At 64.8% G+C, this 16974-nt stretch carries 12 protein-coding genes, 1 tRNA gene and 1 pseudogene; 8 read left to right on the top strand and 6 right to left on the bottom strand.

What is annotated here, in order from left to right:
* Window positions 1-774, bottom strand: a pseudogene (locus AC1DNF_RS31500) (hypothetical protein); the annotation flags it as partial.
* Window positions 771-1013: a hypothetical protein gene (locus AC1DNF_RS31495; protein WP_478152590.1), complete on the bottom strand. Its 243-nt coding sequence runs from the start codon at window positions 1011-1013 to the stop codon at window positions 771-773. The pseudogene AC1DNF_RS31500 and the gene AC1DNF_RS31495, both read right to left, overlap by 4 nt.
* A gap of 334 nt (window positions 1014-1347) precedes the next feature.
* Here AC1DNF_RS31495 and AC1DNF_RS31490 point away from each other — a divergent pair, with 334 nt between their 5' ends.
* Window positions 1348-2676, top strand: a complete 1329-nt coding sequence (locus tag AC1DNF_RS31490) for an acetate kinase (protein ID WP_478152589.1) — start codon at window positions 1348-1350, stop codon at window positions 2674-2676.
* 105 nt (window positions 2677-2781) lie between these two features.
* Here AC1DNF_RS31490 and AC1DNF_RS31485 read toward each other — a convergent pair whose 3' ends face one another.
* Window positions 2782-3060, bottom strand: a complete 279-nt coding sequence (locus tag AC1DNF_RS31485) for a hypothetical protein (protein ID WP_478152588.1) — start codon at window positions 3058-3060, stop codon at window positions 2782-2784.
* Between the two features lie 680 nt (window positions 3061-3740).
* Here AC1DNF_RS31485 and AC1DNF_RS31480 point away from each other — a divergent pair.
* Window positions 3741-5165, top strand: coding sequence for a sigma-54 interaction domain-containing protein (locus tag AC1DNF_RS31480; protein ID WP_478152587.1), 1425 nt, complete (start codon window positions 3741-3743; stop codon window positions 5163-5165).
* On the opposite strand, the gene hpnE is transcribed toward AC1DNF_RS31480, so the two are convergent.
* From hpnE to hpnC, 3 genes are read right to left on the bottom strand one after another with little or no spacing between them, the layout of a single operon-like run.
* Window positions 5162-6445 (bottom strand): hydroxysqualene dehydroxylase HpnE, encoded by a 1284-nt coding sequence (gene hpnE / locus AC1DNF_RS31475; RefSeq protein ID WP_478152586.1) that lies wholly within the window; start codon window positions 6443-6445, stop codon window positions 5162-5164. The genes AC1DNF_RS31480 and hpnE overlap by 4 nt on opposite strands.
* Window positions 6442-7281 (bottom strand): presqualene diphosphate synthase HpnD, encoded by an 840-nt coding sequence (gene hpnD / locus AC1DNF_RS31470; protein WP_478152585.1) that lies wholly within the window; start codon window positions 7279-7281, stop codon window positions 6442-6444. Before hpnD ends, hpnE begins: the two co-directional genes overlap by 4 nt.
* A gap of 16 nt (window positions 7282-7297) precedes the next feature.
* Entirely contained in the window at window positions 7298-8206 is a 909-nt protein-coding gene (gene hpnC, locus AC1DNF_RS31465; protein ID WP_478152591.1) for a squalene synthase HpnC, read from the bottom strand.
* Between the two features lie 47 nt (window positions 8207-8253).
* Here hpnC and AC1DNF_RS31460 point away from each other — a divergent pair, with 47 nt between their 5' ends.
* The 6 genes from AC1DNF_RS31460 (at window position 8254) to clpP (ending at window position 16870) form a co-directional block, all read left to right on the top strand.
* The gene (locus AC1DNF_RS31460) at window positions 8254-10167 is read left to right on the top strand and encodes a potassium transporter Kup (RefSeq protein ID WP_478152584.1); all 1914 of its coding nucleotides are present in this window, start codon (window positions 8254-8256) and stop codon (window positions 10165-10167) included.
* Between the two features lie 108 nt (window positions 10168-10275).
* Window positions 10276-11448, top strand: coding sequence for an efflux RND transporter periplasmic adaptor subunit (locus AC1DNF_RS31455; protein ID WP_478152583.1), 1173 nt, complete (start codon window positions 10276-10278; stop codon window positions 11446-11448).
* A 10-nt stretch (window positions 11449-11458) separates the two neighbouring features.
* Window positions 11459-14623: an efflux RND transporter permease subunit gene (locus AC1DNF_RS31450; RefSeq protein WP_478152582.1), complete on the top strand. Its 3165-nt coding sequence runs from the start codon at window positions 11459-11461 to the stop codon at window positions 14621-14623.
* Between the two features lie 112 nt (window positions 14624-14735).
* Window positions 14736-14822, top strand: a tRNA-Leu gene (locus AC1DNF_RS31445).
* A gap of 28 nt (window positions 14823-14850) precedes the next feature.
* Window positions 14851-16167, top strand: a complete 1317-nt coding sequence (gene tig / locus AC1DNF_RS31440) for a trigger factor (protein ID WP_478152581.1) — start codon at window positions 14851-14853, stop codon at window positions 16165-16167.
* Between the two features lie 94 nt (window positions 16168-16261).
* A complete protein-coding gene (gene clpP / locus AC1DNF_RS31435; protein WP_478152580.1) occupies window positions 16262-16870 on the top strand; it encodes an ATP-dependent Clp endopeptidase proteolytic subunit ClpP in 609 nt (202 codons plus the stop codon).
* Window positions 16871-16974: the final 104 nt, after the last annotated feature.

Raw genomic sequence — 16974 nt, 5'->3', positions numbered from 1 at the left:
GCCCGCACCACCCGCGCCGCCGCCGCCGCCGGCGCCGCTCGCTCCGGCGACGCCTGTCGCGCCTGAGTTGCCGCCGTTGCCGCCCAGGCCGCCAGCGCCGCCGTTGCCGCTGTTGCCGCTGCTGCCGCCATTGCTGCCGCCGCCGAAGCCGCCGCTGCCGCCGCCGCCGCCGCCACCGCCGCTCGCACCATTGGCCGTGGCGGTTCCGCCTGCGTTGCTGCCGCCGGCGTTGCCGCCGTAGCCGTCACCACCATATCCGGCGGTGGCGCTTCCGTTGGTCGCGCTGCCATGGGTGATGGAGCCGTTCGAGGCGCTGCCACCCGCGGCGCCGACCGCGCCATTGCCGACGGCACCGTTGCCGCCTGTGCCGCTTCCCGATGCCTGGCCGCCATTGCCGACGCCACCGTAGCCTCCATTGCCGGTGCCGCCTGCCGCGGAGCCAGTGTTGTAGGCGTTATTGCCGATGCCGTAGACGGTGTTGCCCGTCACCACGCCGCTCAGGCTGCTGCTCGCGGTCGCCGTCGTCACGTTGAAGGCGTTGCTGAAGGTTCCGGTGGAGCCGTTGTTGAGCGCCGCAGACCGGGCCGCGCTCGCGAGGGCAGCACCCGAGCCTTTGTTCGTGCTGCTGTCGGTCGTCGTACTTGTACTCGTGTTGGTATTCGTGCTCGTACTCGTATTCAAGTCGCCTGGTTGCTGTGTCGTCGTGTCGGCGAGCGCCATGCCGCTGAAGCCGAACGCAACCGCAAGGGCCGAAGCCAGAAGTGTCTTTTTCATGAACCCTCCAAAAAGTGGATGTTGCAAACCTTGGTATTCGATTGCGTCGCTGCAATCCAGCTCGAAAGTGCAACTTCGGTGCCAGCCACTTTCACTCTGTTTCTTTTGATGCGTCCTTGAGAGGCAAGGGCGCTGCCTCGGCCGATCCCCGATCGATGGCGGCGACGGCTTTGGGCAGCCTTTGAAGGGCACAAGACGAGGCAATCTGTCACATCGGTGTGACGGCTCTCGAGCTTCATATCGCGCCTCCTGTCTGTTTTCGCTCGGAAGATCTCTGATATGGCGCAGATCGGCGAACCGATAGGAGTTGTCACATCGGTGTGACACAGCATTCGAAGACGGCTTGTCTTCATGCCCCGGAGTGCAAGCAGCGGCCCAATGAAAGTAGGCCGGAAGTGCTAGTTCATTGGACATGCCTGCGCAAGGAACCAAAGTGTCACAAGGCTGTGACGCCACCGTCTTTCGGCGAAGAGTCAGTTGCATTTGCTTTCAAATTGCGACTTGCTGTTGCTTGAAAAGTACGACTACGCTGCCTCGCGATAGCTCGGAATCGATAAGCACAAGAGGAGCACCATGGAGACCATTCGCCTGCGCAGAACGCTGGTTTTTCTCGCCTGCTCGACAGCGGCAATGACTGGCGCTGTGGCGCAGACGCAGGGAGGGCCGACGAGTCGCAACGCGAACAAGCGCGTCGATGCATTGCAGCAGCAACTGGCTGAACAGGGGCGCCAGATCGAGGCGCTCAAGCAACAGACTCAGGAGCAGGAGGCGAAGTACCGGGAGCTCCTGGAGCGCATGAGCACCCAGGAGGCGCGTACCGCTCCTCGACCGGAGGGCACCCGCCAGGCGGAGGGCGCCGCACCGGCCGCTGCGAGCCAGGGGAGCGACGTGGCGGAGGCCGGGACGCGCCCCGTGCGCGTCGGCGTGGCGCCGAGCGCGGAGGCGCCACGGCCGGCCGTGGCGCCGCTGTTCGACGAACCGGGCGTCCTGACTCCGCGCGGTCAATTCATCTTCGAGCCGTCGTTGCAGTACGGCTATTCATCGAACAACCGGGTTGCGCTGGTGGGGTACACCGTGATCCCGGCGCTGCTCATCGGCCTGGTGGACGTGCGCGAAGTGAAGCGCAACACGCTGACCGCCGCCGTCACCGGGCGTTGGGGCGTGACCAACCGACTGGAACTGGAGGCGAAGCTGCCTTATGTCTATCGCTCCGATTCCACCATCAGCCGCGAGATCTTCACCGGTTCGGCCACCGACAACGTCTTCAACACGAGCGGCAGGGCGATCGGGGACGTCGAACTCGCAGCCCGCTATCAGTTGAACAATGGCCAAGGCGGGTGGCCCTACATGATCGGGTCCTTGCGCTTCAAGACGCGCACCGGCAAGGACCCCTTCGAGGTGGTCACGGACTGCATCACGCGCTGCGTGGGCAACGCGACGGGTACGGGCTTGCCGCTGGATCTGCCGACCGGCTCGGGCTTCTATTCGCTTCAGCCCGCCCTGACCTGGTTGCTTCCCACCGATCCCGCAGTGTTCTTCGGCACCTTCAGCTATACCCACAATTTCGGCCGCAGCGGCGTGAGCCGTCTGGTGCTGAATGGCGAGGAGGAGTTCCTGGGCTCGGTCAAGCCGGGCGACGTTGTCGGCATCAATTTCGGGATGGGGCTGGCCCTCAACGACCGATCATCTTTCAGCATGGGTGTCGATCTGAATTCCATTGGAAAGACCAAGCAGAATGGTCAGCCAGTGGTGGGTTCGGTGCGGACGCAACTGGCTTCATTGCTGCTGGGTTATTCATACCGCTACAGTCCGAAGACCACGGTGAATGTGACGGTGGGCGCTGGATTGACGCGTGACACGCCTGATCTCACATTGACGCTCAGGGTTCCGATGTCGTTCTAGTTATTGCCCCGGAGCAATGCCGCTGGGGGTGGCGAAATATCCCATTTCAGCCGCTGGTGAGAAAGACGGTCGACAAATTCAAATGAAGTGTCGACCGGCGCAGGCTCATGTCTTATTGGGGGCGAATCGAGGCCAATTGGACGCCGTTTGGCGCGGCCTTTTCATCAAATATTCTTCTTCCACGTCGTCGCTGGAATTTTCCGGCATGGTGGCGATCTCATCGGCGCCATGGCCATCGCCGCCACGCCGACGGGCGAGAGGCGTGCATGTGCTGCTGGAAGCGCGTTCGGTCGGACCGCAGCTGTCGAGCGGCGCCAGGGAAGGCTGAGCGTTGACTCTTGTCGCGGCAACGAGAGGGCCGAAATCATAAATTGTCTTATTCATCAATCCTCCTGAATCAAATGTGATAGTCTGCGATTCTCTGGAATGAATTTAAACAGGCAACTTCGGTGCCAGCCATTGTTCTTCTGCCCTTCAAGTCTCTGACGTGCGGCGTGATGCGTTCCTGAAAGCAATTACTTTGCCATTGGCATGCGAATATTATTTCCGAATTCCAAGGCAATCTGTCACAATGACTTGACGCTGGCGGCAGCCTGAAGTGAAGGTCGATTCGGTATTTCGCTTGGAGGCATTCGTATTTCCGTGAATCGATCGAAGTCAGGCGTTTTGTCACATTGATGTGACGCGCCTTCGGCGCAGGGGCGTTCGCTTGGTGCGCTTTGCTTCAGGGGTTCAGAGGACGCCGGATTTGGACGCGATGCATACTTTGAGAGTGACGCAGACGAGTGCCGGGAATGCAACAGCCATGCGACGCCTGCGGCGCTCAATCGCCGCGCATTTACGTCTGCTTGCAACTTGCAATTCGCGAGCCACCACTTTTTTTGAATTCCGTTTACGCTGCCTCGCTACGTCTGCGCACGAGGCGCGAACAGGCTGAACAGGGGGCTTCATGAAGACAATCTGCCTACCCGGAACGCTGGGCTCGAGTGCCTGCGCGCCAGGGACGTTTCCAAGAGTCGCCGTCGTGTCRCCAAGGCCGTTCTGACCCAGTCTCGGGCGGTGCCATGCAGTTCCGAAACCTCCTCTATGTGACGCTGGGGAACGGGCCGAGCAGCGTCAGGGACTATCTGTCGGCCAAGGGTTGGGACGTCGTGCAGGCGAACCTCGTCAGCGCCGGCCGAATTCAGGCGCAACGGCATTTCCCGGTGGGGTTGCTGCTGGTCGGCGCGGCGCTGCCGGTGTCAACAGGGGCCGTCGAGGCCTGCGTCAATGCATCGAACGGCTCTGAATGGGTGGTCGTGTGCGAGAGGTCGCTCCTGGACACGCCGGATTTTCGCGAGCTGGTGCTGGGGTGTTTTTTCGCGCACCAGGTTCTGCCGATCGACTGGGATGCGCTGGAGCCAATCCTCGAACAAGCCAGTCAGCGCGCCATGCTCCGACACCTGCATGACGCGCGGGTGCACGCTGTGGACGCGCTGGGCATGGTGGGACAGGGGCCGATCATGACGCGCCTGCGCCAGCAGATCCGCAAGGTGGCGGTCACGGATGCGCCGGTGCTCATCGGTGGGGAAAGCGGCAGCGGCAAGGAGTTGGCCGCGGGGGCCATCCACAAGTGTTCGCATCGCGCCAGCGGCCCGTTCGTGGCGGTCAACTGCGGCGCGATCTCGCCCTTGCTGATCCAATCCGAACTCTTCGGCCATGAGCGTGGAGCATTCACGGGCGCTACGTCGGATCACCGCGGGCTGATCGAAGCTGCCAACGGGGGGACGATCTTTCTCGACGAAATCGGCGACCTGCCGTTGGAACTGCAGACAAACCTGCTGCGCTTCCTTCAGGAGAAGACCATCAATCGCGTAGGCGGCGTTCRCCACCTTCCGGTCGATGTGCGCGTCCTTGCGGCCTCTCATGTGGCGTTGGCCGAGGCCGTGGCGATGGGGCAGTTCCGGGACGATCTCTTCTATCGATTGAATGTACTGTCGATCGAGCTGCCTCCGCTGCGGCGGCGGATGGAGGACGTCCCCGTCCTCGCGGAGTATTTCTTCCAGCGCTGCATTGCAACGGGCAAGACGCGCGTGCGCGGCTTCAGCCGGCAGGCGCTGGCGGCGATGATGGCGCACGGTTGGCCCGGCAACGTGCGCGAGCTCTACAACCGCGTTCAGCGCGCCGTCGTCATGACCGATCGGCGTCTCATCGGGCCGGCCGATCTCGGACTCACGATGGTCGACAGCCCCATGGGCATGGGACTGGACGCGGCGCGCACGGTTGCCGAGCGCGATGCAATCTGCCTGACGCTGACTCGCGTGGGGCACAACATCACGCATGCCGCGCGCGAACTCGGCGTTTCGCGCATGACCCTGTATCGGCTGATGGACAAACACAGCATCGAACCGGGCTCCGAATGGCGAGCCCCGGATTCCGATTGGGTGCCCGCGGCGCTGCCCGCGCGCAACGGAAACGGATCGTCCGGCCTCAGCGCGTCCAGGGTCTAGAGTTCGGCAGCCGCCGCGATGGCGCTTCGCACCGCGCCTTCGAGCGTGGCGGGGTAGGGGCCATCGATGTAGTCGCCGCAGGCAACCAGCCGCGGCGCCACGTGCGTCGGCGGACGACGCAGCCTCGGGTGGCAGGCAAAAGTGGCGCGGCGTTCGACGACCGTCAGAACGGGTTGCGGCCGCGTCAGCCCCAATTGATCGCGTGCCTGCGCCAGCACCAGCCGTTCCAGCGTCTCACGGTCCCCGACGCTCGCGCTGACGACGAAAGCCAGGAGGCCCTGGGGGCCGCCGAGCTGGCCGCGATCGAAGACGAATTGGGCAGGCGCGCGCGCGTCACTGCGCAGCGCCGTCAACGGACCTTGCAATGCGCGCTCGCACTGGACATAGATCGTGGCAATGGCCTCATGCGACAGGCTACCGGCCGCCTCGGCCCATGAGGGCGCGATGTCGGTGGTCAGCCGCGCAGCCTCCCAGGGGGGGCAGGCGAGCACCACGCGATCGAAGTGCTGATCGTCGACGCGCCAGCCATCATCGAGGCGAGTCAGGGCGCGCACACGGCAGCCTGGCGCGGCCTGTGCGCCATGCCGTCCCAGCCAGCGTTCGGCTGCGAGCGGGAACAGCGTGCCCAGGTCGACGCGGGGCAGCAGTAACTGCGACCCGCCGGGTGTCTGGAAGAGCGCATCGCGCAGCACGCGCAGAAAGACGGCGCCGCTCGCGCGCTCGGCCGGCGTATTGAGCGCCGAGACGCACAGGGGGTCGGTGAGTTCCGCCCGCACGCGTGCCGTGAGCGTCGTGCAGAGTTGGGCCACCGTGTCCGTGTCCGCGCACGCGAAACCCTGCCGCCGCCATCGGGTCGCGGTACCCAGCAGGCTCAGCTTGTCCTGCCACGTCCAGCCGCGCGCGCCCAGGATGCCGGCGAGGACGTCGAGCGGGGCAATCGCGCGGGTGGCGCGGTCCAGCCAATGCGGCAGCCGCGGCAGCGCGAGGCCCCGTCTGTCGGGAAATCGCAGGATGAGCGGCACGCGCTGCAAGGCGGCATCGACATCGACCCCGACGCGATCCAGCAGCGCCAGCGTCTCGGTGTAGGCGCCGATCAGGATGTGCTGGCCGTTGTCGAGCGTGACGGCTCGGCCGTCCGGCAGCACCGCGTCGAGGCCGCGCGCACGGCCGCCCCATGCGCGAGCGGCCTCGAAGAGGGTGACCGCATGGCCGGCCCGCGTCGCTTCGACGGCGCAGGCCATGCCGGCCCAGCCGCCGCCGATGACCGCAACCTTGCTCAAAGCCGACCCAGGGCCTGGACGCGCCACGCCAGCCAGAACTTGCGTACCGGCGTCAGGCTCACGCGCTGATGGAGCACCTGGAAGTCGTCGCCTTCGATTTCCCTCAACAAGGTGCGATAGATGCTCGCCATCATCAGCCCCGGCTTCTGCGCTCGCCGGTCAGCCGACGGGAGGAGGGCGAGCGCCTCGTCATACACCGCATGCGCGCGCTCCGCCTGGAACTTCATCAGCGCGACGAAGCGCGGCGAGTGGACGCGGTTCAGGATCTCGTGCGCCTTGACGTCGAATTGCTGGAGCTCATTGACCGGCAGGTAGATTCGGCCGCGCAATGCGTCCTCGCCGACGTCGCGGAGGATGTTGGTCAGCTGCAGCGCCAGGCCCAGCTTGTGGGCGTAGGCCGTGGTCTGGGCGTCGGTCTGGCCGAAGATGCGTGCCGCGCCTTCGCCCACCACGCCGGCCACCAGGTGGCAATAGCGCCGCAGCGCTGGAAAGTCCAGGTAGCGAGTCTGGTCGAGGTCCATCTGGCAGCCGTCGATGATCTCGTGCAGCTGGCGCTCCTCGATGCCGTATTCGGCCGCATGCGGCATCAGGGCCTGCATCGCCGGATGGTGCGGCTGACCCGCGAAGGACTGGGCGACTTCCGTGCGCCACCAGGCCAGCTTGGTCGCGGCGACGCCGGGGTCCGTGACCTCGTCGACGACGTCGTCGATTTCGCGGCAGAACGCGTAAAAGGCGGTGATCGCGGCGCGGCGCGGCTTGGGAAGGAAAAGGAAGGCGTAGTAGAAACTGCTGCCCGAGGCAGCCGCCTTGTCCTGGACGTACTGTTCGGGGGTCATCGTGCTCGGGGCCTGTTCATGCGGACGATTGTCTCCTCATCAGCAGCGCCCGCCAGGCCAGCAGCGGCGCATCGCCCTTGCCGACCACGGGGCGCCGCGCAAAGGTATCGAAGCCCAGCGCCTCGATCTTGTCCAGGATGCGCAGCCCTCCCTGCACCACGAAGCGCAGCTCCCAGCCGGCGCGGCCCGGCAGGCGATGCACCAGCGGCGCGCCTTTGTTCATCAGTGCGCGCGCCCAGGCGACTTCACTCTGGATCAGGGCGATGGCGGCCGGCGGCGGCGAGGCGGGCGCCAAGGGCTCGAAGGAGTGGAAATCCTCCGGCGCCAGGCCCAGTGCAGCGCTGTCCGCGCGCGGAAGATAGAAACGGCCGCGCGGGAGGTCCACGCTCGGGTCCTGCCAGAAGTTGATGAGCTGCAACGCGCTGCAGATGGCGTCGCTCTGAGCAAGCGCAGGCGCGTCGTCAACGCCGTGGAGATGCAGCAGCAGGCGGCCGATCGGGTTGGCCGAACGACGGCAATAGTCGAGCAGCTCGGCGCGGTCAGCATAGCCGGCCCTGTCTCGGGTCTTCTCGATGTCCTGCACGAAGGCCGACAGCAGGTCCGCCAGCAGCGGCTCTGGCAGTGCGAAGTCGCGGATGGCGCGCGCAAGCGGGCCGAACACGTGTGGCCAGCGTGGCGAAGGCGCCGCGCCTTGCGCTGCCGCCGCGAGCTCGGCACGGAAGGCATGCAGGGCATCGAGCCGCTGCGCCACGCTCGCATCGCCTTCGTCGGCAATGTCGTCGGCCGTGCGCGCGAAGCCGTAGATCGCGGCGATGGGCGGCCGCAGGCGCGGCGGGCAAAGCCAGGAAGCGACCGGAAAGTTCTCGTAGTGGGTCGGGACCGGGGCGTCGGCGATAGAGTGGAGCGTTGGTGGCACGCGACGGATTGTCAGGCACGGCACAGTACCATCGCGCGCACTGCCATACCCACCCTATGAATACATTCTCCGTGAAGCCGAACGCCCCTCATGCAGAGGCGAACGCCCATCGGGGCCCAGGCCTCATGATCGCTGCGCTGGGCGTGGTCTTCGGCGATATCGGAACCTCGCCGCTCTATGCCTTCAAGGAAACGCTGAATCCCGCACATGGCGTGGTGCTCACGCCGGAAGCGGTGCTCGGGCTCCTGTCCCTGATCTTCTGGGGCCTCATGTTCGTCGTGACGCTGAAGTATGTCGTGTTCGTGCTGCGCGCCGATCACGACGGGGAGGGCGGCATCCTGGCGCTGCAGGCGCTCGCGCGCAACGCGGTGACCGGGTCTTCGACACGGCCGTGGGTTTGGAAGGCGATCGGCCTGCTGGGCCTGGTGGGCGCGGCGATGTTCTACGGCGACAGCCTCATCACGCCCGCCATTTCGGTCCTGTCGGCCGTCGAAGGGCTGGAGGTCGAGGCGCCGGGGCTGCAGCCCTTCGTGATTCCAATCACGATCGCGATACTTATCGTGCTTTTCGCCGTGCAGCGCAAGGGAACAGGCGTGATGGGCAAGGTGTTCGGGCCGGTGATGCTGCTGTGGTTCATCGTGATGGGCATCGTCGGTTTCCTGCAGGTACTGGCGCAGCCGCAGGTGCTCGCGGCGCTGGACCCACGCCACGCCGTCGGGTTTCTCGTCGTGCACCGGGCGCAGTCGCTGGCAGTGCTTGGCGCGGTGTTCCTGGCCTTCACTGGCGGCGAGGCACTCTATGCCGACATGGGGCACTTCGGCGCCAGGCCCATTCGGCAGGCCTGGCTCCTGATCGCCTTGCCTGGCCTGGTGCTCAACTATTTCGGCCAGGGGGCGCTGGTGCTGGCGAATCCGGCCGCGATCGACAATCCCTTTTTCCGGCTCCTTCCGCCCTGGGCCGTGGTTCCAATGGTGGTGCTGGCGGCCATGGCCACCGTGATCGCATCGCAGGCAGTGATCTCGGGCGCCTTTTCCCTCACGACGCAGGCGATGCGCATGGCCTACCTGCCGCGCATGCGTGTCGTGCAGACTTCCGGCGAGGCCATCGGTCAGGTGTATGTGCCGATCATCAACTGGTTGCTGATGGTCGGCGTCCTGCTGCTGGTGCTCGGCTTCCGCAGCTCGAGTGCCTTGTCGGCGGCCTACGGCATCGCCGTCTCGATCACGATGGTGACCACGACCCTGCTGGCGGGCGTGGTCGCGTTCCGCCTCTGGCGTTGGAACCGCGTCGCGGTCCTGGTCGGCGTGCTGCTTTTTGCCGCGGTGGATCTGACCTTCGTGGTGGCCAACAGTCTCAAGATCGCCGACGGCGGCTGGCTCACGCTCGCCGTGGCGGCGGTCACGATGGTGGTCTTCACCACCTGGGCCAAGGGGCGGCGCATTGGTCTGGAAGTTGCGGCGGCGGACCGCCTGCCACTTGTCCCCTTCATCGAGTCACTCCAGGTCAACCCCCCGCACCGGGTCAAGGGTACGGCCGTGTTCCTCAATGCCGACGCCGATTCGGTCCCGCATGCCCTGCTGCACAACCTCAAGCACAACCAGGTGCTGCACGAGCAGGTCATCATCCTCAGGGTGCTGGCTTGCGACACGCCGCGTGTCGACGCGCGTCAGCGGATCGAGGCCGAATCGCTGGGATTCGGCGTCTGGGTCGTCACGGCGCGCCACGGCTTCATGGAGCGGCCCGACGTTCCGGAGTTCATCCGCATCCTGGCTTACCAGAAGGGCCTGGCCTGCGACTCCATGACGACCTCGTTCTTCGTCTCGCGCGCCTCCATCGCGGGCGCGCACCTGCCGGGCATGAATCCGGTGCGCAGTGCATTGTTCAGCTGGCTTCAGCGCAATGCGGGACGGGCTTCCGACTATTTCGAATTGCCGGGCAATCGGCTGGTTGAAATGGGCCAGCGAGCCTAGCGTCGCCCCCCTCCAAAACCCGCAGCGTGATTGACAGCGATTGGCGTTTACCCTAGATTACTAACCGGCTGGTCATTAATGACCCCGTCTGCTTATTCAAGGGTATCCATGACCGTGTCGCTTCTCTCCCTGACCCTTCGTCGTGCCTGGCTGGCGCTGGCCATGCTCGCGCTCGCCGGGTGCTCGCGTCCACCGGCGGCGCAAGAGCCGGTGCGCGCCGTCAAGGTGGTTTCGGTGGCAACCAGCGCGTACGGCACGGAACCCGAGTTCTCTGCGGAGGTGCGCGCGTGCGTCGAGTCCAGGCTGGGATTCCGGGTGGCGGGCAAGATCACGCGTCGGCAGGCCGAACTCGGCCAGCATGTTCAGGCCGGCCAGGTGCTCGCGCAACTCGACCCGCAGGACTATCGGCTCGCCGCCGATGCCGCGCGGGCGCAGCACGCAGCCGCATTGACGAACCGTGACTTGGCCGTGGCCGATCTCCATCGCTACCGTGGGCTGCGCGAGCAGAACTTCATCAGTGCCGCCGAACTGGAAAAGCGCGAGACCACGTGGAAGGCCGCGCAGGCGCAACTCGAACAGGCGCAGGCGCAACTGTCCTCCCAGGGCAACCAGGCCAACTACACGACGCTGGTGGCCGACGTGCCTGGGATTGTCACGGCCATCGAGGCGGAGCCGGGACAGGTGGTTTCGGCCGGTACCCCCGTCGTGCGCATTGCGCAGGACGGCGCGCGCGACGTGGTGTTCGCGGTGCCGGAAGACCGGGCCGCACAGATCAAGCCGGGTTCGCCGGTGACCGTGCGCGGCTGGGCAGGCGGCGCGGAGATGGAAGGCAAGGTTCGCGAAGTCGCTGCCAGCGCCGATGCGGTCACGCGGACCTACAGCGTCAAGGTTGCGATCGACGCCGCGACGGCACCCGCGCTGGGCGCGACCGTTTATGCGCGGCCCCAGGCCCTGTCGCGAAGCGGTACGGCGGTGTTGAAGTTGCCCACGAGCGCCTTGCGACAGGAGGGGCAGGGCAGTGCCGTGTGGGTGCTGGACAAGACGAGCATGACCGTGCGCTCCCAGCCGGTGCAAGTGGCCACCGCCGATGGCAACGAGGCCGTGATCGCGGGCGGCATCACGCCGGGCATGCTGGTGGTGGTCGCGGGCGTTCATGTGCTGTCGCCGGGACAGAAGGTTTCGATCTATCGGGAAAAGACGGAAGACAAGGCGGCTGCGCCTGTCGCTTCGGCGCCGGAGGCGGAGAATGCCCCCGCCCCTGCCCCTGTGGCGACGCGCTGAGGACGCCGTCATGACGTCGCAGACAGCCGCTTCCGGCAAGGCCGGGTTCAATCTTTCGAAATGGGCGCTCGAGCACGCCGCCCTCACGCGTTATCTGATGCTGGTGCTGATGGTGTTGGGCTTCGCCTCGTACTTTCAGCTGGGGCAGGATGAAGATCCACCTTTCACCTTCCGCGCGATGGTGGTTCGAACCTACTGGCCTGGCGCGACCGCGCAGCAGGTGGCCGAGCAGGTGACTGACAAGCTCGAGCGCACGCTGCAGGAAGCGCCTTACGCCGACAAGATCCGCAGCTACTCCAAGCCGGGCGAATCGCAGATCGTCTTCGAGATCAAGGATTCCTCCAGGTCGGCCGACGTGCCAAACGTCTGGTACACAGTGCGCAAGAAGATCGCGGACATGCGCAACACGCTGCCCGCCGGCGTTCAGGGGCCGTTCTTCAACGACGACTTCGGTGACGTGTACGGCGTGATCTATGCACTGGAAAGCGATGGCTTCAGCTACGCCGAGCTCAAGACCTTCGCTGATGATGTGCGCCAGCGGCTCCTGCGCGTGAAGGATGTCGCCAAGGTCGATCAGTTCGGCGTGCAGGACGAGAAGGTCTACATCGAGGTTTCGCAGAAGCGTGTGGCCCAGCTCGGGCTCGACTTCAACGCCGTGCTGGCACAGATCGGTTCGCAGAATGCGGTCGAGAGCGCGGGCACCATCCAGTCGCCGCAGGACGTGGTGCAGGTGCGTGTGGGCGGGCAGTTCACGAGCGTGGATCAACTTCGCGCAATGCCGATCCGCGGCAGCTCGGGCAACCAGCTCCGCCTGGGCGATATCGCGGATATACATCGCGGCTACATCGATCCGCCGGCGGTGAAGGTTCGTCACCAGGGCAAGGAAGTCATCGCGCTCGGCGTATCGATGGCCAAGGGCGGAGACATCATTGCGCTCGGGAAGGCCTTGCATGTCGCCACCGCCGAGATCGACAAGCAGCTGCCGATCGGCGTGAAGCTGGCACAGGTGCAGGATCAGCCGGTCGCGGTCGCCAAGTCGGTCAACGAGTTCGTGCACGTGCTGATCGAAGCCGTGGCGATCGTGCTGGCGGTGAGCTTCATCGCGCTGGGGCTGCACAAGGGCGGGCGCTTCGGCTGGTATGTCGACATCCGGCCGGGGCTCGTGGTGGCGATCACCATTCCGCTGGTGCTCGCGGTGACCTTCCTGGCGATGAACTATTTCGGCATCGGCTTGCACAAGATCTCGCTCGGCTCGCTGATCATCGCCCTGGGCTTGCTGGTGGACGACGCGATCATCGCGGTCGAGATGATGGTGCGGAAGATGGAGGAGGGCTACGACAAGGTCCGCGCCGCCACCTTCGCCTACGACGTGACGGCCAAGCCGATGCTCACGGGCACGCTGATCACGGCGGCGGGTTTCTTGCCGATCGGGCTTGCGAAGTCGGTCACGGGCGAATACACCTTCGCGATCTTCGCGGTGACGGTGATCGCGCTCGTGCTGAGCTGGTTCGTCTCGGTGTATTTCGTGCCTTACCTCGGCACCTTGCTGCTCAAGGTGAAGCCGCACGACCCCGATGCCCCGCCGCACGAACTCTTCGACACGCCGTTCTACAACACCTTCCGCCGCATGGTGAACTGGTGCGTGGAGCACCGCTGGCTCACCATCGGCGCCACGGTGCTGATGTTCGGGCTGGGCATTGTCGGCATGGGCAAGGTGCAGCAGCAGTTCTTTCCGGATTCGAGCCGGCCCGAGGTTCTGGTGGAACTGTGGTTTCCGGAAGGCACGTCTTTCGCTGCCAACGAAGAGGTGTCCAAGCGGGTCGAGGCGCGGCTCCTGAAGGAAGAGGGCGTTGCCACGGTCAGCAGCTGGATCGGCTCGGGCGTCCCTCGCTTCTACCTGCCCCTTGACCAGGTATTCCCGCAGACCAATGTGTCGCAGATGATCGTCCTGGCCAAGGACCTGAAATTCAGGGAGTCGCTTCGTATCCAGCTGCCCAGGGTGCTGGCCGAGGAGTTTCCCGAGGCGCGCGGCCGCGTCAAACTGCTGCCCAACGGCCCGCCAGTGGCGTACCCCGTGCAGTTCCGTGTGATCGGCACGGACCCCGCGCAATTGCGGGTGTATGCCGACCAGGTGAAGGCCGTGATGCGTGAGAACCCCAACATGCGCGGTGTCAATGACAACTGGAACGAGTCCGTCAAGGTGATCCGGCTGGACGTCGACCAGGCCAAGGCTCGCGCGCTCGGCGTGACCAGCCAGGCGATCGCCCAGGCCTCGCGCACCATGTTCAGCGGCACGACCGTGGGGCAGTACCGCGAGAACGACCTGCTGATCGACATCGTGCTGCGCCAGTCACCGGACGAACGCGAGGCCATTTCGGACATCGGCAATGCCTATCTGCCCACCAGTTCGGGTCAGTCGATCCCGCTGGCGCAAATCGCCAAGCCGGTCTTCACCTGGGAGCCGGGCGTGATGTGGCGCCAGAACCGCGACTACGCGATCACGGTGCAGGGCGACATCGTCGAGGGTTTGCAAGGTGCGACGGTCACGGACCAGTTGCTCCCGAAGCTGCGCCAGATCGAAGCCAGGTGGCATGCCGACGGGCAGGGCGCCTACCGCATCGAAGTGGCCGGGGCAGTCGAGGAAAGCAGCAAGGGCTCGGCATCGATCGTGACCGGCGTGCCGATCATGCTGTTCCTGGTGTTTACCTTGCTGATGCTGCAACTGCACAGTTTCAGCCGCTCTCTGCTGGTCTTCATCACCGGCCCGCTCGGCATCGTCGGCGTGGCGGGCGCGCTGCTGGTATTGAACCGGCCCTTCGGCTTTGTCGCGCTTCTGGGCGTCATCGCCCTGATGGGGATGATCCAGCGCAACGCCGTCATCCTGATCGACCAGATCGAGAGCGACCGCGAGGCGGGCGTGCCGGCCTGGGACGCGATCGTCGAATCGGCGGTGCGGCGGCTGCGCCCGATCGTGCTCACCGCGGCTGCGGCCGTGCTGGCGATGATCCCGCTCTCGCGCAGCGTCTTCTGGGGTCCGATGGCGGTGGCAATCATGGGCGGGCTCATCGTCGCAACCGTGCTTACGCTGCTGGCGTTGCCGGCGATGTATGCCGCCTGGTTTCGCGTCAAACGGGAGACAGGGACCGAGCCGAGAGGCATCCCGGTTAGCGTTTAAAATGCGCGGTTGACCGATTTCAGGCAGTCGATTTCCTCCCCGGAATCGCCTGCCGCAAACTACCGAATGCAGCCGTGGCCGCCTTTGGTATTCACCTGAAAACACTGGAACCGCGCGGGTGGCGAAATTGGTAGACGCACCAGGTTTAGGTCCTGACGTTCGCAAGAACGTGCCGGTTCGAGTCCGGCCCCGCGCACCAGCACAGACCCCTCACAAGGAAGACACAAATGACCGTGACCGTTGAAACCCTCGAGAAACTCGAACGCAAGATCACGCTGACCTTGCCGGTCGGCACCATCCAGTCCGAGGTCGATTCGCGCCTCAAGAAGCTGGCGCGCACCGTCAAGATGGACGGTTTTCGTCCGGGCAAGGTTCCGATGAACGTCGTGGCCCAGCGCTATGGCTATTCGGTGCACTACGAGGTCATGAACGACAAGGTCGGCGAGGCTTTCTCGCAGGCTGCCAACGAAGCCAAGCTGCGCGTGGCCGGCCAGCCGCGCATTACCGAGAAGGAAAACTCGCCCGAGGGTGAACTCGCCTTCGACGCAGTGTTCGAGGTGTTCCCCGATGTCAAGATCAATGATCTCGCCAATGCCGAAGTCGAGAAGCTGAGCGCCGAAGTCGGCGAGGAAGCGATCGACAAGACGCTCGAGATCCTGCGCAAGCAGCGCCGCACCTTCGCCCAGCGTGCGCAGGATGCGGCCGTGCAGGACAACGACCGTGTGACGGTCGACTTCGAAGGCAAGATCGAAGGCGAGACCTTCCAGGGCGGCAAGGCCGAGGACTTCCAGTTCATCGTCGGCGAAGGCCAGATGCTCAAGGAATTCGAAGACGCCGTGCGCGGCCTGAAGTCCGGCGACAGCCGCACCTTCCCGCTCTCGTTTCCGGCCGACTATCACGGCAAGGACGTCGCCGGCAAGCAGGCCGACTTCATGGTCACCGTGAAGAAGATCGAGGCCTCGCACCTGCCGGAAGTCAACGAACAGCTGGCCAAGTCACTCGGCATCGCCGACGCCACGGTCGAAGGCCTGCGCGCCGACATCAAGAGGAACCTCGAGCGCGAAGTCAAGTTCCGCCTGCTGGCCCGCAACAAGAACGCGGTGATGGACGCGCTGATCGCCAACGCCGAACTGGATCTGCCGAATTCGAGCGTGCAGTCCGAAGTCGACCGCATGGTCGAGGGCGCTCGCGCCGAGCTCAAGCAGCGCGGCATCAAGGACGCCGACAAGGCCCCGATTCCCGACGATGTTTTCCGCCCGCAGGCCGAGCGCCGCGTGCGCCTGGGGCTGGTCGTGGCCGAACTCGTTCGCGCCAACAACCTGCAGGCCAAGCCGGAGCAGATCAAGGCGCATATCGACGAACTCGCGGCCAGCTACGAGAAGCCTGCCGATGTGGTGCGCTGGTATTTCAGCGACAACCGCCGCCTGGCGGAAGTCGAAGCCGTTGTCATCGAGAACAATGTGACCGAATTCGTGCTGAGCAAGGCCAAGATCAATGCCAAGCAGGTGTCCTTCGACGAACTGATGGCGCAACAGCAGGGCTGATCGCAGGCCAGCGGACCCCCGGGGGGGCTTGTGCTTTGATGTGCGAGCCCCATTTCGACTGGGTACAGTATCCAATCCCTCTGGAGAGCAAGACATGAGCGCACAGGAAATTCAGGGCCTCGGCATGATTCCGATGGTCATCGAGCAGTCAGGACGCGGTGAGCGGTCCTACGACATCTATTCGCGCCTGCTCAAGGAGCGGGTGATCTTCCTGGTCGGCGAGGTGAACGACCAGACTGCCAATCTCGTGGTGGCGCAGCTTCTGTTCCTGGAAAGCGAGAACCCCGACAAGGACATCTCCTTCTACATCAACTCGCCCGGCGGCAGCGTCAGCGCCGGCATGGCGATCTACGACACCATGCAGTTCATCAAGCCGGACGTGTCGACGCTGTGCATCGGCTTCGCGGCCAGCATGGGCGCATTCCTGCTTGCTGCCGGCGAGAAGGGCAAGCGCTTTTCGCTGCCGAACTCGAAGATCATGATCCACCAGGTGCTCGGCGGCGCCCGCGGCCAGGCCACCGACATCGAGATTCATGCCCGAGACATTCTCAAGACGCGCGAGCAGATGAACCGAATCCTGGCCGAACGCACGGGCCAGTCATTGGAGAAGATTGCCCGCGACACCGAGCGCGACTACTTCCTGACGGCGGACGAATCCAAGGACTACGGCCTGATCGATCAAGTCATTTCGAAGCGCAGTTAAGCCTTCCAGGCGCTGAGGCGTCAGAGCAACAACGGCGTTGTCCACACGGAGAACGCCGTTTTTGTTTCGCTATCATTGTTAAACCCCAGTTACGAGGCACTTGC

It is taken from the genome of Variovorax sp. 01T432 (assembly GCF_056398605.1).
The sequence above is the reverse complement of the archived record's forward strand: the minus strand, read 5'-3'. Positions and strand labels throughout refer to the sequence as shown.